This is a genomic window from Phytoactinopolyspora halotolerans, from assembly GCF_010550675.1.
In the GTDB taxonomy this organism is placed as follows: Bacteria; Actinomycetota; Actinomycetes; order Jiangellales; family Jiangellaceae; genus Phytoactinopolyspora; species Phytoactinopolyspora halotolerans.
Window position 1 is genome coordinate 273531 of record NZ_JAAGOA010000004.1, and the last position, 22180, is coordinate 295710.

Genomic DNA, 22180 nt, shown 5'->3' on the forward strand with positions numbered 1-22180 from the left:
GATCATCGGTCTAACCGTTGATGATGATGCGTCCGGGACGGGTCGAGGAAGTCGGCGAGCAGGCGGGTGACTTCGGCGGGGCGTTCCAGTGGTGGCAGGTGGCCGGTATCGGGCAGGTCGATGCGCTCGGCGCCGGGGATGCCGGCCACGTACAGATGGGCGACTTGCTGAATGTAGGGCACGTCGGCCAGGCCGTTGACGACGAGCGTGGGCGTGGTGATCTCCGCCAGCCTGCCTTTCGCCGGCGGTTCGGTCATGCGCACCTTCGCCGGGCCGCCGGACGTCCATTGCCGCCGGAACAGCGCCCGGCACATCTGCATCGACTGTTCCCACACCCGTGGTTCGAGATCGGATGGCATACGGTCCGGACCGACTACCATGTAACGGATCTGCGCCTCGGCCATCACCTCGAGGTCGTCCGGGTCGACGTGCGTCGCGGTACCGGCCTGGTAGCTCTGTGACCGGTCGGCCGGGATCGCCGCGCGGACGCGCTCGCGTATTGGGGCGCCCATCTCCGGCGGCCAGGTGTGCCCCGACATGCCCGGGCAGATCAACGCCAGCGACGTCACCCGGTCCGGCGCGGTCAGCGCGGCGTCGACCGCGTACGCGCCGCCGTACGAGCTGCCGACCAGCGTGGCGCGGTCGATGTCGAGCGTGTCCATCAATGCCAGCAGGTCCTCGTGGTGCGCGACCTCGGCCGTGGCGTCGCTGGATTCGCCGTATCCGCGCCAGTCGTACCGGACCACGCGAAACCGGGTCGACAGGGCCGCGAACTGGTGCTCCCACATCCGACGATCGGCAAGTCCGGCATGGATCAGTACGACGGGCGGACCGACACCGGCCACGTCATAGGCCAGGTCGACCGCCCGGTTAGCGGCTGGATCGCGGGTACGTGCCATGACCGGAACCGTAGGTGAGCGCGTGCCCAGGCACAACGCAGGACCACGCGTGTTCGCCGTCCGCGTAGCGGTGGGAGCCACCGTGATCGGCGGTGATCAACGGCCTGGAGGGCCGGGCGGAGAGCGTCGATTCGGTACCAATGTGACTCGCCCGTGGCGTGTGTGACTGACGAGACGAGAGTGTCGGATGTAACCTGATCTCTATGGCGACCCGTACGATGACTGCATCCGCTGCCACCACGCGGTCGCGTAGTACGTCGGGTGCCCCACGAAAGCGCCCGTCGTCGCGCGGCGGCTCGACGCAGCGCACCCCGAGCCGGCGTCCTTCGGGGCGGCCGCCGGCACGGCCTGGTGCCGGTCTGCGCCTGTTCCGAGCCATCGGTCGCGGTATCCGCGCGTTGTGGATGGGTATCGCACACCTCATCGGCGGTATCGCGCGCCGGCTGGGTGGAGCCGCCCGCGACCTCCCGCAGGAGCACCGGCGGGACGGGGCCGGCCTCGCTCTGATCGGGGTGGCCGTCGTGGTGGCCGCGGTGACGTGGTGGTCGGTCTCCGGTGCTGTTCCGGAGTTCATCTACAGCGTGGTCGCCGGCGCGGTCGGCACCGGAGCGTACGCGGTGCCCATCGTCGCGGTGATGGGGGCGCTGCAACTGATGCGTCGTCCGGGCGAGAAGGGCCCGGTCGGCCGGCAGGTGTTCGGCTGGACCAGCCTGACGTTAGGGGCGCTGGGGCTGGCGCATATCGCCGGGGGAATGCCGAGGCCTGCCGACGGGGCGGATGCGCTGCAGCGTTCGGGCGGTGCACTCGGGTACATCGCGTCGACGGTGCTGGCTGACCTGCTGACCGTCTGGATCGCAGTGCCGCTGCTGATCCTGCTGACGTTGTTCGGCGTGCTCGTGGTCACCGGCGTTCCGTTGTACGAGGTGCCGGGTTACGCCGCCGACATCTGGGACCGGGTCGCCGTCGTGCTCGGGTTCCGGCGTCCCGACGATGACGAAGGCGAGCGTCCGGTCAGCCCGCGCCGACGTAAGCAGTCCGGCCTGCCGCGGACCGACGACGAGCCATATGACTCGCCGGTCCTGAAGGAGAAGCCGAAGAAGGCATCGAAGAAGAAGACCGACGACGAGGACACCACCGAGGCGCACGACGCGGCGGGCAGCGTTGCACGTGCGGCCTCCAAGGCCGTCGTGGCGACGCCGACCGAGCCTGCCGAGGAGGTCATCGAAGATCCGCCGCCGCACTCGCCGGTGCCGCAGCGGGTCGAGCAGCTGGCGCTATCCGGCGACATCACCTATTCGCTGCCGGCCAGCGACCTGCTCCGCCAGGGGAGTCCACACAAGGCGCGTTCGGCGGCGTCGGACAGTGTGGTCGAGGCGCTGCAAGGGGTGTTCGAGCAGTTCAACATCGACGCCGAGGTGACCGGCTACTCGCGCGGCCCGACGGTGACACGGTACGAGGTTGAGCTCGGCTCGGCGGTCAAGGTGGAGAAGGTCACCGCGCTGAGCAAGAACATCTCGTATGCGGTCGCCAGTGCCGAGGTCCGGATCCTGTCGCCGATTCCGGGGAAGTCGGCCATCGGCATCGAGATCCCGAACTCGGACAAGGAGATCGTCAGCCTCGGGGATGTGCTGCGCTCGCCGGTTGCGCGCAAGGATCACCACCCGATGGTGGCCGGGCTCGGCAAGGACGTCGAGGGTGGCTTCGTCGTCGCGAACCTGGCGAAGATGCCACACCTGCTGGTGGCCGGCGCCACCGGTTCCGGTAAGTCCAGCTTCATCAACTCGATGATCACTTCGGTGCTCATGCGGGCGACGCCGGACGAGGTGCGGCTGATCATGGTCGACCCGAAGCGGGTGGAACTGTCCGCGTACGAGGGTGTGCCGCACTTGATCACGCCCATCATCACCAACCCGAAGAAGGCCGCCGAGGCGCTGCAATGGGTCGTGCGTGAGATGGACATGCGCTATGACGACCTCGCCCAATTCGGCTTCCGGCACGTCGACGACTTCAACAAGGCGGTGCGCGCCGGCAAGATCAAGGCACCGGAGGGCAGCGAGCGGGTGCTTTCGCCGTACCCGTACCTGCTGGTGATCGTCGACGAGCTGGCCGACCTGATGATGGTCGCGCCGCGCGACGTCGAAGACTCCGTCGTGCGGATCACCCAGCTGGCACGTGCGGCCGGGATCCACCTGGTGCTCGCCACCCAGCGGCCGTCGGTGGATGTCGTGACCGGTCTGATCAAGGCTAACGTTCCGTCCCGGCTGGCGTTCGCCACGTCGTCGCTGGCCGACTCGCGGGTCATCCTGGATCAGCCGGGCGCGGAGAAGCTGGTCGGGCAGGGCGACGGACTGTTCCTGCCGATGGGCGCGAGCAAGACGATGCGCGTGCAGGGCGCGTGGGTGACCGAGAGCGAGATCGCGGCGGTCGTCCAGCACTGCAAGGAGCAGCTGGAGCCGACCTACCGAGAGGACGTCACCGCACCCGCGTCGGCCAAGCGCGAGATCGACGAGGACATCGGCGACGACCTCGACCTGCTGTGCCAGGCCATCGAACTGGTGGTCAACACGCAGTTCGGTTCGACGTCGATGCTGCAGCGGAAGCTCCGCGTGGGCTTCGCCAAGGCCGGGCGGCTGATGGACCTGATGGAGAGCCGCGGCATCGTCGGGCCCTCCGAGGGCTCCAAGGCGCGCGACGTGCTGATCAAGCCCGACGATCTCGCCGAGACCTTGGCCTCGATCCGCGGCGACTAGTTAGCGCAGGTGGGCCGATCTCCGTCGTGAGCGGGTGCACCCGCGTTCCGAAGGCGACCGGTGTCCTTTTCAGCTCCCAGCCGACGGTGCACGATAGTGAACGTGCACCGGAAGACCGCGATCCAATGGCTGCGTACCGTCGCCGAACAATGCCCCCGTGCGAACGCGTTGTCGGATGAGCAGCCGCTGTTGCTCGCCGCCTACGCGTTCGGCGACGTCCTGGAACCTGCGGCGACCGATTTCGACGTCGTCGAGGTCGCCTTCGTCCTCGACCTGCCCGCCGAGTCCCTGCCGTGGAATGTGCGGCCGCCTCGGGAGACAGGTTGGCTCAACCATGTGTTCCGGCTGGATCGTGTTCCGGTCGGGTGGTGCCTGCGGCCCGCGGAGTGGCCGGTGTGGAACCACCGCATTCGACGGCCGCTGCGCATCTGGTCGGTTGACGGCACGGACGCCAAGGCGTTGGACGCTCTGGCGCGGGGAGGCGCCGAAGCGCACCGTCTTCCCGAGCCGTCCGATGGGGAAGCCTCGGCACAGCTCGAGGTCGAGATCGCTTGTGGCGAAGCTCACCTTCGTCGTGTGAAGGATTCCTACTGGGAGCGCGGCTGGCGATCCGAGCATAGAGGAAGCGGCTACTACCCGGAGCATCACCTGTGGGACGCCGTCGCCGGTTATGTCGAACTCCTCGACGAAAAGCGCCGACGTGAGGGCGCATCCGCCGCTTCATGAGTAGGTAGCCCCCGTCGTCGCGTACGTGGCCGTGAGGTGCGCCGGCGCGCATACGTGGCGGCGTCGCTTACGAGGCCTCGCATGCGGGGCGGCGTCGAGGGTAGCGGCGCGTCGTGAGGCGCGTCGCCGGCGAGTTGATCATGGTGCGCTGAATGATCGCTGGAATGCGATTTCCTAGCTGATTCGACGTGTAGTCAGCGCACCATGCGTGAGCACCCGGCGCACCATGCCGGGGATGTAAGGCGACACGGGACACGGCCGTGGTCACTCGCAGGTGGTGATGGCTCTCGCGTCGCCGCCCCTCGGTGACCATCGCGCAGGCCCGCCGAATTCGCCCACGGCCGATGCTGTGGAAAACATGTGGATGGCCTGTGGATAGCGAGTCGACGAAAGAGGGATCTTGGCGCATGATCGTCGACTGTGATCGGTGTTGAAGGCGTCCACAAGGTCGCGGATCTACTCCGCGGCGGCATGACACGGTCCGCGATCGCGCATGCGCTCCGCACCGGCCGCCTGGTACGGGTGCGTCGCGGGGTCTATTGCGAAAGCGCCGTGTGGGATCGAAGCGCGAGTTCACCGGTCCGCCGGCACGCCATCGAGATCCACGCTGCGCTGCTGGCCATGGGCAAGCGCGGATGGGCGAGCGGCTACTCGGCCGCGTTGCTCCTGAGATTGCCGACACCGAAGGGAGAACCGTCCGACGTCGAGCTCTCGTTTCCCAGACGTACGCAGAGCCGTCGGTCCTATCCCGGGCTGCGTGTCCGGGCGGCGACCGTGGTGGAAGGCGACGTCGTGGCGATCGACGGCGTGCCGGTGACGTCTCCGACGAGGACCGCACTCGATCTTGGCCGTAACCGGGGTTTCGCCGCCGGCTTGATCGTGGCCGACGCGGCACTGCGGCGTGAACTCACCACATCACGTCAGCTCGAAGAAGCGGCGCGGCGGATGAGCGGGTGGCGGGGCGGGTCGAACGTGCGTCTGGTTGCGGAGCACGCGTCGGGCATGCGTGAGTCTCCTGGTGAATCGCTGTCTTTCGCCGCTTTCGTCGACGCCGGGATCCCGTTGCCGGAGTGCAATGTGTGGGTCGTCGATGAAGGGCCATCCGGCATCCGCTCGGATTTTCTCTGGCGCGCACATCGGCTCGTGGGCGAGGTCGACGGGTACGTCAAGTACCGTGATCCGCTCTGGAGCCCGAGAGATCATGTGCTCGTCAACGAGAAGAAGCGCCAATTGCGCATTGAGGAAGCCGGCCTCGTCGTCGTGCGTTGGACTCCGACCGAGATTATGCACCAGCCGGAGGTGGTGCTCGAGCGGATCGTCCGACAGTCGCACGTCGCCGCGAGCATGTACGGCGTGCCGCCATTGTCGTGGGGCTAGCGGGCGCTGTCGGCGTGCTGCGTCGCAGTCGTAGCACGAGCATCCTGTGTCGAAGGGACGGCCCGCCGCTGCCTCGCTCTCTGTATCGCCCGGTTTGGGGCGTGCGGCTGCGAGCGTTTCGTCCGTGCCGATGCGTACATATGGCGTGGACGTGCGCATGCTGGCGCCGTGTGCGGCGATGGGGCGTGGAGATGAGCGGGCATGGTGCGGCGATTGCACATGCATGGTGCGCTGGGTACACGCGAGAACGGCGAGGAATGCGCTTGCTGGCGATCACTCAACGCACCATGCGCGGGTCGGCAGCGGTACGAATCGGGCGACGACGTACGCGATGCGCGCTCACGTGGGAGCGTGCGCCCTTGAGAGAGAAGGGCGAGTACCGTCAAGAGAGCAGCTGAGCGGCGATGATGACGTTGCCGTACAGGTCGCGGAAGTGCAGCGAGCGGCTGTGCGCGTCTTCCTGATCGGCCCAGATCTCCACGTCGTGGGTCATCAGGGTACTGCGCACCGTGTCGAGGTCGTCCGTGTAGAGCACGAGCAGGGGTTGGTCACCGCTCTGCTGACCGATGCGGGCGTCGTCGTGCTCGGGCATCAGCCACAGGCCGACACCGTCCTGGCCGGGCACACCGATGTGCAGGTAGCGATATCCGCCGATGGTCTGGTCGTGAAGAACCGTGAGCCCCAGCACGTCGCGGTAAAAGGCGAGTGCCTCCTCTTGATCCTTGACGAGCACCACCACACGGCCGATTCCGCTGAACACCGAGCACCTCGCTGAGTCATTGAGTCGGATGCCGCAGCGCGACGCACGGCCGCGCTACGAAGGATCTGATCTACCGTACGTAACCGTATCCGCCGGGACCGACAGGGACCGTGGGTCCGCGCTGCGTGCGGCCGCCGCGGACGCTGATGGCTGCAGTGCTGTCGAGAGTTGTATCCGCGGTGCGGGCGTGCAGCCGTGGCTTCCGTAGCCTGGGGTCGTGCGATTCGAGGTGCTAGGTCCGCTGGCGGTGTGGACCGACGCGGGCGAGCGGGTGACGGTTCCCGGGCGCAAGGTACGGGCGCTCTTGGCCGATCTGCTGGTCCACGAAGGACGAGCGGTGTCGGTCGATCGCTTGGTGGAGGATCTGTGGGGCGACGCCGCGCCCGCTGATCCCTCGGCCGCGTTACACGTGCGGGTGTCGCAACTGCGCCGGGCCCTGGCCAACGCTGAGCCGGGCGGCCGGGAACTGGTGGCGTCCCGACCTCCCGGATACGCGCTTCACGCCGGACAGGATGCCCTCGACGTGGCACGGTTCGGAGCCCTGATCAGCCAGGCGCAGACCGCCGACGGTCCGCGGGCGCGGGCAGGGTTCTTGAGCGAGGCGCTGGGCCTCTGGCGCGGGTCGGCGTTGGCCGATTTCGCCGACGACGAGTTCGCGCGCGCCGCCGTGGCCAGATGGGAAGAACAGCGGCTGGCGGCCATCGAGGCGTACGCCGAGGCCCGCCTGGAGCTGGGCGAGCACCGGGAACTGGTCGGTGAGCTGAGCGTACAGGTGAGCGCGCATCCGTATCGGGAGCGGCTGCGCGCGGCTCACATGCGCGCCCTGCACCGCGCGGGACGGACGACTGAGGCGCTGGACAGCTTCCAGGAGCTGCGGCACCGGCTGGCCGAGGAACTCGGCCTCGACCCGGGTGCCGAGCTGGACGCGCTGCACCAGGCGATCTTGTCCGGTGACCCGTCCGAGGACGCCCCGGCGCCGGCGCCGCGGCCGGTCAGACCCGCCACCAACCTGCCCGCCCCGATGACCGAGCTGGTCGGCCGGGAACATGCCGTCCAACGGGTTCGCGAGTCGCTGTCCGCCAGCAGGCTGGTCACGGTGACCGGCCCCGGCGGCGTCGGCAAGACGAGCGTGGTGCTCGCGGTGGCGCGGAGCCTCGTCGAGGCCTATCCGGACGGCGTCCGGTTGGTTGACTTGACCACGTGGGACGGCACCGGTGATGCGGCCGAGCCGGTCCTCGCCGTGTTGGCCGTACCGGACGCTCCGGGCGGTACGCAGTCGGCGCGGGACCGGCTGGTGGACACGCTGCACGAACGGCACATGCTGCTGGTGCTGGACAACTGCGAACACGTCCTCGGCCCCGTGGCAGAGCTGGTCGGATCCCTGCTGCCGACCGCGCCCGGCATTCGGGTGCTGGCCACCAGCCGGGAACCGCTGCGCCTGCGCGGCGAGGTGCGTTGGGAACTTCCGCCGCTGGACATTCCGGCGACCGACGACGCGGGCCGGCTGGCGCAGTCTCCCGCCGTCCGGCTCTTCCTGGAGCGTGCCGGACTGCCGCAGGACCCAGAACCAGCGACGGCCGCCGGCGCGGCGGAAGTGTGTCGCCGGCTGGACGGCATCCCGCTGGCGCTGGAACTGGCCGCGGCCCGGGTACCCGCTCTCGGGGTCACCGAACTGGCCGCCAGGCTCAACGTGCCGCAGGATCGATTCGGACTGCTGGGTTCCGGCCCGCGTGATGCTCCCGCGCGGCAACGCACCCTGGCTGCGGTGATCGACTGGAGCTGGCAGCTGCTGACCGAGCCCGAGCGCAGACTGCTGCGTCGCCTGGCGGTGCACTCCGGCGGATGCACTCTGGCAGCGGCGGAGGAGGTATGCGCGGATGACCCGACTGCCGGGGTCGGGGACGCAGCCTCGGGCGTCGGGGTCGGGGACGCAGCCTCGGGCGCCGGGGTCGGGGCCGGGGCCGGGGTCGCAGCGTCGGGCGATAGGACTGGCGACGCGGCGACGCGCGAGGAGATCCGTCCACGCGACGTACTCGACGTATTGGCCGGGCTTGTGGACCGTTCGCTCGTCGCGCGCGGCGAGGGACCGAGGTTCCGGTTGCTGGAGTCGGTCGCGGCGTTCTGCCTGGATCAGCTGCGCGAAGCCGGTGAAGAGGAGGCGGTGCGGCGCCGGCACGCCGACCACTACCTGGCCCTGGCGGAGCAGGCCGATGCCCACCTGCGCGGGCCTGATCAGGGCGAGTGGCTGCGCCGGCTGGACGCCGAGACGGCGAACCTGCGCGCGGCCATGGACACGTTCCGCCGCACCGAGGCGGCCGAGCCGGCCCTGCGGCTGGCCGGGGCGCTCGTCTGGTACCGGCTGCTGCGTGGTCGGCTGACGGAGGCACGCCGGGATCTGGTCGAGGCGTTGGCCGTGGGCGGCACGGTGCCGGCGACGCTGCGCGCCCGGATGGAGGCCTGGTGCGCGGGCTTGGCGATCCGGCAACGGCAGGCGGGACCGGAGCGGGTGGCCGAGGTATTGCGGCTCTTTGACGAGGCGGACGAGCCAGGAGCCGACGTCCAGCCGGACTGGGCGGTGGCGCGTGCCCGGGCGGAGTGGTTCCTGGCGGCGTCGGTCATCGACTTCGGCGACACGACGGTGACCGGGGAGTTGCTGGAGCGGTCGCTGGAGATGTTCCGATCCACGGGAGACCGGTGGGGTGAGGCGGCGGTGCTGAGCAGCCGCGCCATGCTCGCCCATATGCGCGGCGACACGGCCGCGCTGGAGCACGACGCTCGCCGCAGCGCCCGGTTCTTCGGCGAGCTGGGCGACGACTGGGGGGTCCTGCAGGCCACCGACTGGTTGATCGGCTTGGCCGACCTGACCGGCGATCACGCCGAGGCGGCCCGGCTGAGCCGGGACGGTCTGCTGATCGCGGAGAAGCTGGGGCTGTGGTCCGATGTGGCCAACCGGTTCGGGTGGCTGGCCTGGATATCGGTGCAGCTGGGCGACTATGCCGACGCGGAGACGTACGCGGAGCAGGGCCGACAGCTCGCCGCCCAACAGGGTGAACGCGTGACGGAGGTGTTCGTGACGATCAGCCTGGCGTTCGCCGCCCGTCGCGCGGGTGCGTTGGACCGGGCGGAGGAGCGTCTGCTGTGGCTGCTGGATTCCGCCCGGCAGCAGCAGAGCGCAGGGAGCGATCCTCCGTATCTGTCGATGGTGCTGGTGGAACTGGGGCTGCTGGCCGGGCTGCGGGGTGACACGGCGACGGCGCTGGCTCGGCATCGGGAGGGCTTCGACGTCTGCGCCGCTCAGGGATCGGCACGCGGCATGTCGTGGGCGCTGGCGGCCGCTGCCGACCCCCTGTGCCAGGACGGCCGGGCGGACCGGGCCGCGCGGGCGCTGGGCACGGCCGATGCCGCGCTGGGGGACGCCGAGCTCCCGCTGTCGGCATCGGACCGTGACGAGTTGGCCCGGATCACCGCCGCCGTGCGCGCTGCCGAGCCCGACTTCGCCGCGCAGTTCGCTCGCGGCCGGGAGCTGACGCCCGAGCAGGCCCGGCCCCTCCTGGATGCGGACCGGGCCTGACTCGTGGTCATGTGAGCTGTACGGTGACGGCTCACTTCGGGACGTACACGTGGACGACGATGCCGGAGGCGAACTGGTTCACGTCGGCCAGCTTCAGGTGTGTGGTGTCGAAACCGGCGCCCTCGAACAGGTGCTTGCCGGCCCCGACGATCACCGGGAAGTACCAGAAGTGGAACTCATCCACCAGGCCGTGCTCGACCAGGGTGCGGTCGAGTTCCCCGGTGCCCCACTTGAGGATGTTCTCGCCGGGCTGCTCCTTGAGCTTGGCGATCTCCTCAGCGACGTCGCCTTGAAGGAGACTGGCATTCCAGGTCGTCTCGCTCGGTTCGAGGGTCCGGGAGGCGACGTACTTGGGCATGTTGTTCATCCGGTCGGCGAACTCGCCGTCCCGCGACGACCATGCCTCGGCGAACCCTTCGTACGTCACTCGGCCCAGCAGCAGCGCGTCGGCCGAGTACACCAGCTTCGCGGCGTAGCTGCCGTGGTCCTCGTCCCAGTACGGCTGGCCCCAGTGCTGCGGCTCCGCCCGGGAGGCGGTGGACGGGCGAGTGTCGTCGATGATGCCATCCATGGACACGAACGTCGACTCGATGATCTTGCGCATGATTCCGCTCCTTCTGATCGCTGTGCCGGTGGTCGTCGTGCTCCCGGCTTGGTGATTCCAGACTGCCGGGCCGACCTTACGGTTTCCTTTAGATCGCCCTACCGGCGGCGATGTCAAGCGGCAAGGGAGGCAGGCGGCGGGGTAAGGAGGCCGGGGCGGGTGACGGCGGGCGTACGTCGCGGCGTCGTCGGATCGTCCGCGGAGGCGGTACCCTTGGGTTTCGATGACTCAGAATTCCGTCGCCATCGTCACTCTGGGCTGCACCCGTAACGAGGTCGACTCCGAAGAACTGGCCGGTCGGCTGGATGCGGGCGGCTTCCGCCTGGTGGAGGACCCGGCCGAAGCCGAGACCGTCCTGGTCAACACGTGCGGTTTCGTCGAGCAGGCGAAGAAGGACTCGGTGGACTCCCTCCTGGCCGCCGCCGACCTCAAGGACTCCGGCGAGACCAAGGCCGTCGTCGCCGTTGGATGCATGGCCGAGCGCTATGGCAAGGATCTGGCCGCGGAGTTGCCGGAGGCCGACGCCGTTCTCGGGTTCGACGACTATTCGTCCATCGGCGACCGGCTGCGCAGCATCCTCGCCGGCAACCCGCACGTCCCGCACGTGCCGCAGGATCGGCGGAAGCTGCTACCCGTGACGCCGGTCGATCGGCAGGCGGCCGCCGGTGCCGTGCCCGGGCATGGTGCACAGCTCGCCGAGACGGCGGCTCCGGACCTGCCGGGCGAGGTCGCACCCGCCTCGGGCCCACGGGCGGTCCGGCGACGGCTGGACGGTGGGCCGATGGCGCCGCTGAAGCTGGCCAGCGGCTGCGACCGGGCGTGCACGTTCTGCGCGATTCCGATGTTCCGCGGATCGTTCCTGTCCCGCCGCCCGACCGATCTGCTGGACGAGGCGCGCTGGCTGGCGGACCAGGGGGCCAAGGAGCTGTTCCTGGTGAGCGAGAACTCGACGTCGTACGGGAAGGACCTCGGCGACCTCAGGCTGCTGGAGACGTTGCTGCCGGAGCTGGCCGCGATCGACGGTGTGCAGCGGGTCCGCGTGTCGTATCTGCAGCCGGCGGAGATGCGTCCGTCGCTGGTGGAGGCGATGACCTCGACGCCCGGGGTGCTTCCGTACTTCGACCTCTCCTTCCAGCACGCGAGTGCGACGGTCTTGCGCCGGATGCGCAGGTTCGGTTCGACCGAGCCGTTCCTGGAGCTGATCGAGTCGATCCGGACGCGCGTGCCGGAGGCCGGGATCCGCACCAACGTGATCGTCGGCTTCCCGGGCGAAACGGAGGAGGACGTCGCCGAGCTGGAGGATTTCCTGACCCGCGCTCAGCTGGACGTCGTCGGCGTGTTCGGCTACTCCGACGAGGACGGGACCGAGGCGGTCAAGTTCGACGGCAAGGTCGACCCGGACGAGATCGCCGACCGGGTGGAGCGGGTGACGGCGCTGGTCGACGACCTGGTCGCGCAGCGCGCCGAGGATCGCGTCGGGGAGACGGTCGAGGTCCTGGTCGAGTCGGTGGATGGCGACGCGGTGGAGGGGCGTGCCGTCCACCAGGGCCCTGAGGTGGACGGCACGACGACGCTCATCGGAGCGGAGGCCTCGATCGGCGAGACGGTGCGAGCCGTCGTCGTGGCGAGTGACGGCGCGGACCTCACCGCTGAGCCGCTCGCCTGACCGCACCGACTGTCACCAGTACTCGGAGGGGAGTTTGCCTTCGATGTCGCGGGCGTGCCGGCGCGCACAGGCGGGACAGGTCCAGATGGTGCGGCCCTGATCGAACTCTGCGACCCACGCCAGCGCCTCAACGGGTGGATCGCTTGTCTGGAGCCGTCCGCATCTGCTGCACGTGGCCGCCTGCTCGGACTCGTCGGCGTCAGTGCTCATCGCAAACAAGGATAGCCAGCTCACGCGGCGTGCCGGGGTCAGCGCGGGCCTGCCGCGCGGATCTTTCGGTCGGTGGCGGGGCTTCTCGCTCAGCGGCGCGGCACTGACTACACGCTGATCAGATCCTCATAGCCGGCGTAGCCCATGATCTCGTTCTGGAGTCTCAGGTGGACGGCGTTGATCTCCTCGATCAGCGCTGTGTCCTCGCCGACGAGCGTGCGAAGCGGGCGCTGACCCGCGGGGGTCTGTGCGAGTCGCAATACCGCGTCCGCGACCTCCTGTGGATCGGGACCGGATGCCTCGGCAAGCTCGTTCTCGACGCGGCGGGCGAGTTCGCCGTACTCGTGGCGACGCCGCGCGTCGCCACGGGACAGGCCGTGCAGATACTTCCGATAGAGTTCGCGCGCGTTGTCGATGAAGTCGGTCGGGTAGGCACCGGGCTCCACCATGACGACGTCGACTCCGCTCTGCGACAGCTCGTAGCGGCTGACTTCCGTCATCGCCTCCATCGCCCACTTCGCGCCGTTGTAGGCGCCCTGGAAGGGGAAGGTGATCCGGCCGACCCCCGACGTCATCTGCACGACCAAGCCCTCGCCCTGGCGGCGCAAGGTCGGAAGGACCGCCCGGTTCATCCGCAACTGGCCGAACACGTTGGTCTCGAAGATCTCCTGGACCTGAGCGACGGTCTGTGTTTCGAGGAGCGCGGGGTAATAGATGCCGGCATTGTTGACCAGCACATCGAGGCGGCCCGCACGGCGGAGAACGCGTCGGACACCCCCCTCGACGGACCTGTCGCTGCGGATATCGATGTCGACGACATGAAGGGCCAGGCCTTCTGTGTCGGCGACACGACGTAGCGCCCGACCGGAGTCCGCGTTCTTGTGGTGCAGATCCCGCATGGACGCGTAGACCTCGTAACCGGCGCGAGCCAGGGTGAGTGCGATCAGTCGTCCGAACCCGCTGCTCGTTCCCGTGATCAGCGCGACCGCGCGGCCGGTGCCGGGACGATTGCGCCGGGCAGCCGGTTCCTCACTCTGTGCTGCGGCGGAACCGGCGGCGACACCGGCGACGACCGTGGCTGCGCCCAGGGCCGCGGCGCCTCCGATCGCGGACCGACGGCTCAGCGTCGTGGGCGTTCCATGGGCACCGTTGACCGCGGTCGCGGTCGGCTCGGACAGGCCCCCCTCCGGTACTTCGTGGGGTTGGGGCTCCTGAGTGGTCGGCCGCACCGATTCGTCCCTGATCGTGTCACTCATGGCTCTCCTAATAGTGGTTAGAAACAACAGTTGGTAGTAACAACAGTAATACCACACAACTGTAGTGTCGACCTCTACGATGGCGGCATGACCACCAGGAGCCCACGGCCGCCGTCTCTGCTGGCTCAGCCCTCCTACTTGGCATCCCAGGTGTCCAAATACGGGCGCAGACATCTCGAGTCCGTTCTGGCCGAACGCGGGCTTGTGCTCGGGCACGAGGCTGTGCTCAGCGCCCTGGACGATTTCGGTGCGCTGTCACAGCAGCAACTGGCGGACTCGCTCGACTTCGACAAGAGCAACCTGGTGGCCCGGATCGATGATCTGGAACACCGCGGCCTCGTGGCGCGGACGAAGGATCCGGCCGATCGACGCCGCAACAAGGTCGAGTTGACACCCGCCGGTCAGAAGCTGGTGGATGAGCTGCAGACTGCGGCGCTCGAATCGCAACGAGGATTCCTCGACATGCTCTCCCAGGCCGAGCAGAGAACGCTGGTCTCGCTGCTCCGGCGTGTGCTGGACGCCAATGACGCAGACCGCGGACGCGAGCAATGACATCCGCCGGCACGTGGTATGAGGGCGGGAGGCCGCGGGCCGGCTGGAGTGGCCCGTGCGGAAGGAGTTCCCAGGCGAGAACGCTAGGTGCGCACGGGTGTGATGCGCCGGAGCAGCTCCGGGCCGTTCCGGTCGAGGTATCGCCCGCCGAGGCGGTTGCCCACGTGCAACAACACCAACCCGTACGCCGGACCCAGCACCAACAGCACCCAACCGAGCTCCAGCCGCCACCAGGTGGCGAGCCCGAGTACGACGTAGACCGGCAGCGACAGCATCCCGACGATCAGCCCGCCGGCGAACTGCTGAAGCACCACGACGACGTTGCCGCCGCTGGGTGTGGTGAACGGGTTGGCGCTGGCCGGGGGAGCGGGGAAAGCGATGACGACGCTGCTGACCGACCCGAACGCGAGCCCGACGAGGACGGTGCTGACGGAACTGCCGATGGCGGCCGGAACCAGGTCGGGCCGGCCGATGACGGCACACAGGGCGATCGACGCGAGTACGATCACGGGAATCGCCCAGACGGCCGTGCCCAGCGCTCGTCCGGCCCGGTCGACCTGTCCCGGTAGGGCGACGGCGAGGTGCGACCAGAGAGCGGTGCCGTCGAACGCGGTGTGATTGAGCATCAGCAGACCGATCAGCGTCCCGACGCCCGGCACCGCCAGCACCAATGCCTCGTTCCGCAGATCGAAAGCGACCGGCCCGATGATCAAGGCGAACAGGAGCAGCGGGACGATCAGGAGGCTGACGCGTTGCCGCGGGTCGCGCCACCATAGGTGCAGCACCCGGGCCGCGACGGCGCCGGTGACCGTGTCCCGCAGCACGATGCCGGCCCAGGCCGGCGTGAGTCGTCGCCGCGCGGCCGGCCCCGGCACCCGGGCACCGGACGAGACTTGGTCGGCCGGTGAGACTTGGCTGGTGAGAGAGACACCGCCGACGGGCGCGACGTCGCCGGGTGCGGGGTCGGCGGGTGCGGGGTCGGCGGGTGCCGGCTTGGCGGGTGCCGCGTCACCGAGCTTGCGCGACGCCCGCCGGCCGGTCCGCGCCGGTGAACCGCCGTTCTCCAGCGACGAACGCAACGTCCGCTCCCACACGGCGACCATGGCGCCCACGGTGGCCGCCGCGACCAGCAGCCGGGCGAGTCCGAGCGCGGCGGACCCGGTGGCGGCGTCGTACGGTGCGGCCCAGGTGGCGCCGAGCGGAGTCCACGCCAGCACGTCGCCGATGGTCTCCATCGTGTCCCGGCTGGCGAGCTGGGCCATCGACGTGAAGCTCAGCTGGAGCGCCAACGCCGCCACCACCACGAGCATCCCAGCCATGCTGACCAGATCGCGCATGCGCCGGGAACGGAAGGCGCCGGCCAGCGCCGTCGTGACGGTGCGGCTGGCGACCACGCACAGCAACGCGGTCAGTGCCGCGGCCGGCAGCGCATACAGCACGGGCAGGATCCCGCGCGCCCACGTCACCAGGGTCGCCAGCGACACCGTCAACGTCGCGGCGGCGGGTATGCCGACGAACCCGGCGGCGAGCATCCCCGCGAGCAACGCCCGGCGAGGCAGTGGCAGCAGGATGAACCGCCGCGGATCGATCGACTCATCGATCCCGAAGATCAGCACCGGCAGAACGAACCAGGCGAGCACCACCAGGCTGCCGCCGAGGATCAGCGCGAGCCGCGCATCGGCGGCGTCGGCGTGGCGCAGTTGCACGGTGACATAGATGCCGGTGCCGATGGCGCCGACGCCGGCCGCCGCACCGATCAGCCCGGCGACCAGCCGGGCGTTCGACCCTTTGAGGCTGTTGCCGATCAGGCGGAGCTTGAGCGCGACGAAGAGCCTGATGATCTCGGCGATGCCGGGAGGGCCGGCGCCGGGCGATCCGCCGTCGCGCCGGGTGCGGCTCAGCCCTGGGATGTCCGCAGCCATGCCAGCCCGTTGCCGAGGTCTCGGTGACCGCCGACCAGATCGACGAACCGCTCCTCCAGCGACCCGTCGCCGCGCACGTGGTCCAGCGCACCGGTCGCGAGAACCTGGCCGCCCGCGATGATGGCCACGTGGTCACACATCTGCTCGACCAGGGCCATGACGTGACTCGACAGCACCACGGTTCCGCCGCTGGCCGCGAACGACTGCAGGATGCTGCGGATGGTGGTGGCCGAGACCGGATCGACGGACTCGAACGGCTCGTCCAGCACCAGGATGCGGGGCGCGTGGATCAGCGCACACGCCAGTCCGATCTTCTTCGTCATGCCGGCGCTGTAGTCGACGACGAGCGTGTCGCCGGCGTCGGTGAGGTCGAGGACGTCCAGCAGTTCGGCCGCCCGCTGACGCGCAAGCTCTCGATCGAGCCGGTGCAACCGTCCGATGTACTCGAGCAGCTGCGCCCCGGTGAGCCTGTCGAACAGCGCGAGGCCGTCCGGCAGCACGCCCAGCAGGCGTTTGGCCGTGACCGGGTCGCTCCATACGTCGTGGCCGAGCACGAACGCGGTGCCGGCGTCCGGCCGCAGCAGGCCCGTGGTCAGCGACAGCGTCGTGGTCTTGCCGGCGCCGTTCGGCCCGACCAGGCCGAAGAACGAGCCGGTCGGCACGTCCAGGCTCAGCCCGGCGACGGCGAGTGTGTCGTCGAACTGCTTGACCAGGCCGCGAAGGGCGAGCGCCGGCGGCGAGACCGCGCCACGGCCGTTCCCTTGCGGGTGTACGGAGGGAGGCGAATCGGTGCTCACATGCCGAGACTATTAGACGGCGCGCACGTCGTGCCTGCGTGGCCGTCGGTTCTCCGGGCATGATCGCCGGGTGTACGCGTGGTGAATCCTTCGCCGCGTTGCGGCGACGTGGTGATTTGCCCGGGGCGGGCAATGGTTAGGCTGGTGGGATGTCCGACCTCCGGCGTCCCCACTCGCAGCCCTCAGCGGGCGTGTGGAACGTCGCGAACGCCTTCACCATCCTCCGCTTCCTCCTGGTTCCGGTGTTCGGTTGGCTGTTGCTTCGCGACGGTGGCGCGGATGACGTATCGCGGCTCGCCGCGTTTGTGACGTTCGGCCTGGCGATGGCGACGGACCGGGCGGACGGCGAGCTGGCCCGGCGGCGCGGCATCATCACCGACTTCGGGAAGATCGCGGATCCGATCGCGGACAAGGCGTTGACCGGAATGGCGTTCGTCGGCCTGTCCATCCTGGGCGAGCTGCCGTGGTGGGTCACGGTCGTGGTGCTGGGCCGGGAGTGGGGCATCACCGCCATGCGGTTCGCCGTCATCCGGTACGGCGTGATGCCGGCCAGCCGAGGCGGCAAGGTCAAGACGACGCTGCAGGCGTTGGCGCTGGGCTTCTTCATCCTTCCCATCGGCGGTGCCGTCTGGCAGGTCGTCGAGACCGCCACCATGTCGGCCGCGGTAGCGGTGACGCTGGTCACCGGGGCCGATTACGTGCTGCAGGCGATCCGGTTGCGGCGGCGGGCGGCGTCGTAGGGCAGCGGCCGATGGCGGAAACCGGGTGTGACGAGACGGCGGCAGCCGCGGCCGCCGCCGTCGGCGCGTTGCGGGGTAGCGGTCTGACCGTCGCGACGGCCGAGTCGCTGACCGGCGGGCTGGTCTGCGCGTCGTTGACCTCGGTGCCCGGCTCGTCCGCGGTGGTGCTGGGCGGCGTGGTGGTCTACGCGACGTTCGCGAAGGAATTGCTCGCCGGGGTCGATGCGGGCCTGCTGGCCGCCTACGGGCCGGTGGCGGCGGAGACGGCCGAGGCGATGGCCCGTGGTGTGCGGAAGCGCCTCGGCGCCGACCTCGGGGTGGCGACGACGGGTGTGGCCGGCCCGGACGCTCAGGACGGATGGCCGCCCGGGACGGTGCACGTCGCCCTCGCGGCGGACGACGGGACCGTGGTTCGATCCTTCGGCGGCGACACACGCATCGTGGGTGATCGTGCGGCGGTGCGCCGGCATACGGTCCGCACGGCTCTCGGTCTCCTAACCGCCGCCGCCGTCCGATGATCATGAACAGTAGCCGTGCTATACGAACGGTTACTGTTCATGATCATCGGGTGGGGGGTGTGGGCAGGAATGCCGGGGGGTAGCGACACGTTATGTATTCACAAGCTGTCCTCCGCGTCGCGTTCTCGCCTCTGGGAGGTACGGTGGTAAGAAGCAAGTGTCGAGACCGACCTTGAAAGGGGTGGCCCATGGTACTCGTCAGGCGCCTCATCGGTGACGTCATCCGACGCCGTCGGGTTGCTCAGGGCCGCACCCTGCGCGAGATCTCGGCGGCCGCACGTGTCAGTCTCGGGTATCTCTCGGAGGTCGAACGGGGACGCAAGGAAGCGTCGTCCGAACTGCTGGCCGCCATCTGCACCGCGCTCGATATCCCGATGTCCGAAGTCCTGCGGGACGTGAGTGACGAGATGGTGCGTGTCGAGGCTGCCGCCGTCGGTGCCCTCACCGAACTGCGCCCGCGCGAGGACACGCGCAAGCAGGAGGCCGTGCCGGTCGGCTGACCGTCGTCGATGGTCACCGTGTCACGTGGTGTAGGCGGTCCGCGCTGTGCGGTGTGGCAGATGGGTGGGCGCCGATGGTCGAGAAAGTCCCCGCCGGAGTGAGCGCGGTTCCGTACCGTGGCCGGGGTGAGCGGGCGCCCGAGTTTCGGGACGCGATGGCTCGGCTCGGCGGCGGCGTCGCCGTCTTGAGTGTGCTGGATCCGGTGGGACGCGATTGCGGTTTGACCGTCACAGCGGTGAGCTCCGTATCGTTGGAGCCCGCTCTCGTGCTGGTCTGCGTGAAGAAGGACGGCTTCATCCACGACGCGCTGTTCGTCGCCGACGGCTGGTCGCTCACCTTCCTGGCGGTCGGCCAGGTGGACGCGGCGCACTATTTCTCCCGGTCCCGGTATCCCGGAGACCGTGACGATTTCAGCACCTGGGATTACCGCCGTGCGCATGCCGGGGAGCCGGTGCTGACCGGCGGCGTCGCTGCCGTAGAGTGCGAGCCACACGAGCTGGTCGACGCCGGGGATCATACGATCGCGCTCGGCCGCGTGGTGCGCGTAACGCCCGGCATGACCGGTTCGGCGCCGCTGCTGCACGTCGACCGTGCGTACATCGCGCCGGGACCGATCGTCGACGGAACCACGGACGCGTCGGACGCGTCCGAGCAGAGCCGGTCGGCGTGAGGGCCGTGGGCCGAGCCGTCCGGCCGGCTCGGGTTCCCATCGGCTGAGCCTCGACGACGGGCCGCTGCTCACGCCGACTCGACGGGCCCACTACTCACGCCGACTCGTCCGCTACGGACGCCGACTTGACGGACTGCTGATCACACCGAGACGCGCGTCCGGCGGCAATCCCGGGGACGTAGCCCCACCCACGCGATCGCGGCGCCGATCACGCAGCTGACGGCGGCGATACGCAGCGCCGTGGAAACGCCGTCCAGCAGCGGACCGGGGTCGGTCGCGCCGGTGGACGACAGCCCGGCCGCCGCCGGGAGCACAGCCACGGCCAGCAGACCGGCGATGCGTGCCACCGCATTGTTGACCCCGGACGCCACCCCCTGTCGCGAGCCGGGCACGTCGGTGAGCGCCGTCGTCGTGACCGGAGCGACGAGCAGCACCAACCCCACCGCGAAGACCATGACGCCGGGGAACACGCCGGTGAGGTAGGTGGTGTCCAGGCCGATGGTGGACAGCAACAGCAGCCCGGCCGCGGTCAGCACGCCACCGGCGGAGAGCAGCGGACGGGCACCCACACGCGGAAGCAGCGCGCCGACACGCGCCGAGAACGCCAGCAGCATCAGGGTCAGCGGGATGGTCGACGCGCCCGCCTGAAGGGCCGAGTAGCCGAGGCCCCGCTGCAGTGCGAGCGAGATCAGGAACCCCATGCCGGTCAGCGCCGCGTAGACCACCACGGTGAACAGGTTGGCCACGGTGAACGTGCGGATGCGGAACAGTTCCGGCGGCATCATCGGCAGCGCCCGCCGTCGTTCGTAGCCGACGAAGCCGCCCAGCGTCGCCAGTCCGATCAGGACGGAAACGGCGACGGCCCAGGACGGCAGCCGCTCCACCTCGATCAGCGCGGCGACCACCAGGCCCAATCCGGCCGCGGTGAGCGCGGCCCCGGGGAAGTCGACCCGGGTGAGGATTTCGCGTCTGCCCAGACCGTCGCCGGCACCGACATCGGCGGGCACGGCCGCCCGCGTCACCGCGACGGCCGCGATCAGCAGCGGCAGGTTCAGCAGGAAGATCCATCGCCAGGATGCCGCATCGACCAGCCAACCGCCCACGAACGGCCCGATCGCCGTGGTGACGCCGGAAAGCCCGGACCACGCGCCGATCGCGCGGCCGCGGTGCTCGGCGGCGAACGTGCTGGACAGAATCGCCAGGCTGGCCGGCGTCAACATCGCCGCGAAGATGCCTTGCAGCGCCCTGGCGCCGATCAACGCCTCCGGGCTCCAGGCGACGGCGCACAGCAGCGACGCCGCCGCGAACCCCCACATGCCGGCGAGGAAGACGCGACGCCGGCCCAGCAGATCACCGAGCGCACCGCCGACCAGCACCAGCGCGCCGAGCGCCAGCAGGTACGCGTTGAGCACCCACTGCAGCGCGGACAGCTCGGCGCCGAGGTCGGTGCCGATCCGCGGCAGCGCCACCGTCACCACGGTGCCGTCCAGGAAGGCCACCCCGGACGCGAGCACCGTCGCGGTGATGATCAGCTTGCCGCGCCGACTGCCGAACTCGATCGGCTCGGCGTCGGTCTGTGCCGGCTCGCCTGTCATCCATCCTCCTTGCTGCTGCCACACGGCAACGGCGGCAGCACACACGCTATTCCCACGGGCGGGCCGGCGACGATGCGGACTGCGCGGCGACGAGCCGCGCTCTGACATCGCACTGAGATCTGCCCGCCATGCTGCTGCCTGACTCATACACCCGGTGAGGAGGTCCATCATGATGTCGAGTGGTCGAGGACGGCACGATCGCGGCGTGCACCGGTACGGCGGCCAGGACCTCATGAGAATGACACGCACCTGGAACGGCATCGGCGTCGATCTCGTCCGGTGGCGCACCCAGCAGGGCACGACCGGAGTGACACAGCGTCCTGAACACGTGTTGTTCGTGACCCTCTCGGGTAACACCGGGCGCACGGCGGCGGAGTATGAGGACGGGCCGGGTTATCGAGGGACGGATTTTCCGGGCGCGGTCACCTTCATCCCCGGCATGCGTCGTCGACGGTCGGAGTACGGCGCGGGAACGATCGACTACGTGGCCGTCCGGCTGGATCCGGGCTTGCTCCGATCGCTGGTGGACGACAGATCGCAGGTCCAATTCCGCGGATTCACGAATCGACCGGATGCGTTGATCCACCGTCTGGCGCTGGCATTGCGCGACGAGGTGGGCACCGGGGGAGTGGCCGGGACGTTGTTCGCCGACAGCATCGCCATGACGCTGTCGCTGCATCTGCTGCGCACCTACTCGAGCCTGGCGGGCGCGCCGTCGCCTCATCGGCCGGCGCGCCCGCTGGAAGGCGCGGCGCTGGCGCGGGTGGTGGACTACATCCAGGAACACCTCGGATCGGACCTGCGTGTCGCGACGCTCGCGCAGCTCGCCGGGATCGGCCCGTCGCAGTTCAGCCGCGCCTTCAAAGCGGCGACCGGTGTGCCGCCGCATCGTTTCGTCGCGCGGCGACGACTGGAGTATGCGGCACGCCTGCTTCGGCGCACCGACGTGCCCATCACCGAGATCGCGCACCGGGCCGGGTTCGCCGGGCAGAGCCACCTCACCACGGCGTTCCGCCGAGCGTACGGCGCGACGCCGGCGGCGTATCGCGCCGGTGGAGCGTAGCGT

The 22180-nt window shown here is 69.5% G+C and carries 18 protein-coding genes and 1 pseudogene; 11 read left to right on the plus strand and 8 right to left on the minus strand.

The genetic code is table 11. The annotated features are described in order from the left end of the window. Positions 1–2: 2 nt before the first annotated feature. The gene (locus tag G1H10_RS07725; protein ID WP_163735066.1) at positions 3–899 is read right to left on the minus strand and encodes an alpha/beta fold hydrolase; all 897 of its coding nucleotides are present in this window, start codon (positions 897–899) and stop codon (positions 3–5) included. A 203-nt stretch (positions 900–1102) separates the two neighbouring features. On the opposite strand from G1H10_RS07725, the gene G1H10_RS07730 reads away from it, so the two are divergent. From G1H10_RS07730 to G1H10_RS07740, 3 genes are all read left to right on the plus strand, one after another. Next, positions 1103–3649, plus strand: coding sequence for an FtsK/SpoIIIE family DNA translocase (locus tag G1H10_RS07730; protein ID WP_163735068.1), 2547 nt, complete (start codon positions 1103–1105; stop codon positions 3647–3649). A 102-nt stretch (positions 3650–3751) separates the two neighbouring features. Then, positions 3752–4375 (plus strand): DUF7711 family protein, encoded by a 624-nt coding sequence (locus G1H10_RS07735; RefSeq protein WP_163735070.1) that lies wholly within the window; start codon positions 3752–3754, stop codon positions 4373–4375. 420 nt (positions 4376–4795) lie between these two features. Then, a complete protein-coding gene (locus G1H10_RS07740) occupies positions 4796–5752 on the plus strand; it encodes a type IV toxin-antitoxin system AbiEi family antitoxin domain-containing protein (RefSeq protein ID WP_163735072.1) in 957 nt (318 codons plus the stop codon). A 382-nt stretch (positions 5753–6134) separates the two neighbouring features. Here G1H10_RS07740 and G1H10_RS07745 read toward each other — a convergent pair whose 3' ends face one another. Next, positions 6135–6512 carry a VOC family protein gene (locus tag G1H10_RS07745; protein WP_163735074.1) on the minus strand — a complete coding sequence of 126 codons (378 nt, stop codon included), beginning with the start codon at positions 6510–6512 and terminating at the stop codon, positions 6135–6137. Positions 6513–6729: 217 nt separating this feature from the next. On the opposite strand from G1H10_RS07745, the gene G1H10_RS07750 reads away from it, so the two are divergent. Beyond that, a complete protein-coding gene (locus tag G1H10_RS07750; RefSeq protein ID WP_163735077.1) occupies positions 6730–10083 on the plus strand; it encodes an AfsR/SARP family transcriptional regulator in 3354 nt (1117 codons plus the stop codon). A gap of 31 nt (positions 10084–10114) precedes the next feature. On the opposite strand, the gene G1H10_RS07755 is transcribed toward G1H10_RS07750, so the two are convergent. Next, positions 10115–10687 carry a dihydrofolate reductase family protein gene (locus tag G1H10_RS07755; protein WP_163735081.1) on the minus strand — a complete coding sequence of 191 codons (573 nt, stop codon included), beginning with the start codon at positions 10685–10687 and terminating at the stop codon, positions 10115–10117. 223 nt (positions 10688–10910) lie between these two features. On the opposite strand from G1H10_RS07755, the gene rimO reads away from it, so the two are divergent. Next, positions 10911–12353, plus strand: coding sequence for a 30S ribosomal protein S12 methylthiotransferase RimO (gene rimO, locus G1H10_RS07760; protein WP_163735084.1), 1443 nt, complete (start codon positions 10911–10913; stop codon positions 12351–12353). A 12-nt stretch (positions 12354–12365) separates the two neighbouring features. On the opposite strand, the gene G1H10_RS07765 is transcribed toward rimO, so the two are convergent. Both G1H10_RS07765 and G1H10_RS07770 read right to left on the minus strand, forming a co-directional pair. Next, positions 12366–12563 carry a hypothetical protein gene (locus G1H10_RS07765; RefSeq protein WP_163735086.1) on the minus strand — a complete coding sequence of 66 codons (198 nt, stop codon included), beginning with the start codon at positions 12561–12563 and terminating at the stop codon, positions 12366–12368. A 107-nt stretch (positions 12564–12670) separates the two neighbouring features. Further along, entirely contained in the window at positions 12671–13819 is a 1149-nt protein-coding gene (locus G1H10_RS07770; RefSeq protein ID WP_163735089.1) for an SDR family oxidoreductase, read from the minus strand. An 87-nt stretch (positions 13820–13906) separates the two neighbouring features. Here G1H10_RS07770 and G1H10_RS07775 point away from each other — a divergent pair, with 87 nt between their 5' ends. Continuing rightward, positions 13907–14371, plus strand: a complete 465-nt coding sequence (locus G1H10_RS07775) for a MarR family winged helix-turn-helix transcriptional regulator (protein WP_163735091.1) — start codon at positions 13907–13909, stop codon at positions 14369–14371. An 83-nt stretch (positions 14372–14454) separates the two neighbouring features. Here G1H10_RS07775 and G1H10_RS07780 read toward each other — a convergent pair whose 3' ends face one another. Together G1H10_RS07780 and G1H10_RS07785 are read right to left on the minus strand one after the other, a co-directional pair. Further along, positions 14455–16293, minus strand: a complete 1839-nt coding sequence (locus tag G1H10_RS07780; protein ID WP_163735094.1) for a hypothetical protein — start codon at positions 16291–16293, stop codon at positions 14455–14457. Continuing rightward, entirely contained in the window at positions 16269–17090 is an 822-nt protein-coding gene (locus G1H10_RS07785; protein ID WP_163735098.1) for an ABC transporter ATP-binding protein, read from the minus strand. The genes G1H10_RS07780 and G1H10_RS07785 overlap by 25 nt, the downstream gene beginning before the upstream one ends. Before the next feature lie 149 nt (positions 17091–17239). Here G1H10_RS07785 and G1H10_RS07790 point away from each other — a divergent pair, with 149 nt between their 5' ends. The 4 genes and pseudogenes from G1H10_RS07790 to G1H10_RS07805 all read left to right on the plus strand — a co-directional run bounded on the left by G1H10_RS07790 (position 17240) and on the right by G1H10_RS07805 (position 19519). Beyond that, positions 17240–17830, plus strand: coding sequence for a CDP-alcohol phosphatidyltransferase family protein (locus G1H10_RS07790; RefSeq protein ID WP_163735100.1), 591 nt, complete (start codon positions 17240–17242; stop codon positions 17828–17830). 11 nt (positions 17831–17841) lie between these two features. Continuing rightward, the gene (locus G1H10_RS07795; RefSeq protein WP_163735103.1) at positions 17842–18348 is read left to right on the plus strand and encodes a CinA family protein; all 507 of its coding nucleotides are present in this window, start codon (positions 17842–17844) and stop codon (positions 18346–18348) included. Positions 18349–18536: 188 nt separating this feature from the next. After that, positions 18537–18806, plus strand: a pseudogene (locus tag G1H10_RS33860) (helix-turn-helix domain-containing protein); the annotation flags it as partial. A gap of 116 nt (positions 18807–18922) precedes the next feature. Then, positions 18923–19519 (plus strand): flavin reductase family protein, encoded by a 597-nt coding sequence (locus G1H10_RS07805; RefSeq protein ID WP_163735110.1) that lies wholly within the window; start codon positions 18923–18925, stop codon positions 19517–19519. A gap of 140 nt (positions 19520–19659) precedes the next feature. Here G1H10_RS07805 and G1H10_RS07810 read toward each other — a convergent pair whose 3' ends face one another. Beyond that, on the minus strand, positions 19660–21114 hold the full coding sequence (locus G1H10_RS07810; RefSeq protein ID WP_163735113.1) for an MFS transporter: 1455 nt from the start codon (positions 21112–21114) through the stop codon (positions 19660–19662). A 238-nt stretch (positions 21115–21352) separates the two neighbouring features. Here G1H10_RS07810 and G1H10_RS07815 point away from each other — a divergent pair, with 238 nt between their 5' ends. Further along, entirely contained in the window at positions 21353–22177 is an 825-nt protein-coding gene (locus G1H10_RS07815; RefSeq protein ID WP_163735116.1) for a helix-turn-helix domain-containing protein, read from the plus strand. Positions 22178–22180 lie beyond the last annotated feature (3 nt).

Coding starts and splice junctions, on each gene's coding strand:
- G1H10_RS07790 (WP_163735100.1), top strand. CDS start 17,240: ATGTCCGACCTCCGGCGTCCCCACTCGCAGCCCTCAGCGGGCGTGTGG.
- G1H10_RS07810 (WP_163735113.1), bottom strand. CDS start 21,114: ATGACAGGCGAGCCGGCACAGACCGACGCCGAGCCGATCGAGTTCGGC.
- G1H10_RS07770 (WP_163735089.1), bottom strand. CDS start 13,819: ATGAGTGACACGATCAGGGACGAATCGGTGCGGCCGACCACTCAGGAG.
- G1H10_RS07730 (WP_163735068.1), top strand. CDS start 1,103: ATGGCGACCCGTACGATGACTGCATCCGCTGCCACCACGCGGTCGCGT.
- G1H10_RS07755 (WP_163735081.1), bottom strand. CDS start 10,687: ATGCGCAAGATCATCGAGTCGACGTTCGTGTCCATGGATGGCATCATC.
- G1H10_RS07725 (WP_163735066.1), bottom strand. CDS start 899: ATGGCACGTACCCGCGATCCAGCCGCTAACCGGGCGGTCGACCTGGCC.
- G1H10_RS07765 (WP_163735086.1), bottom strand. CDS start 12,563: ATGAGCACTGACGCCGACGAGTCCGAGCAGGCGGCCACGTGCAGCAGA.
- G1H10_RS07815 (WP_163735116.1), top strand. CDS start 21,353: ATGACACGCACCTGGAACGGCATCGGCGTCGATCTCGTCCGGTGGCGC.
- G1H10_RS07805 (WP_163735110.1), top strand. CDS start 18,923: ATGGTCGAGAAAGTCCCCGCCGGAGTGAGCGCGGTTCCGTACCGTGGC.
- rimO (WP_163735084.1), top strand. CDS start 10,911: ATGACTCAGAATTCCGTCGCCATCGTCACTCTGGGCTGCACCCGTAAC.
- G1H10_RS07795 (WP_163735103.1), top strand. CDS start 17,842: ATGGCGGAAACCGGGTGTGACGAGACGGCGGCAGCCGCGGCCGCCGCC.
- G1H10_RS07780 (WP_163735094.1), bottom strand. CDS start 16,293: ATGGCTGCGGACATCCCAGGGCTGAGCCGCACCCGGCGCGACGGCGGA.
- G1H10_RS07775 (WP_163735091.1), top strand. CDS start 13,907: ATGACCACCAGGAGCCCACGGCCGCCGTCTCTGCTGGCTCAGCCCTCC.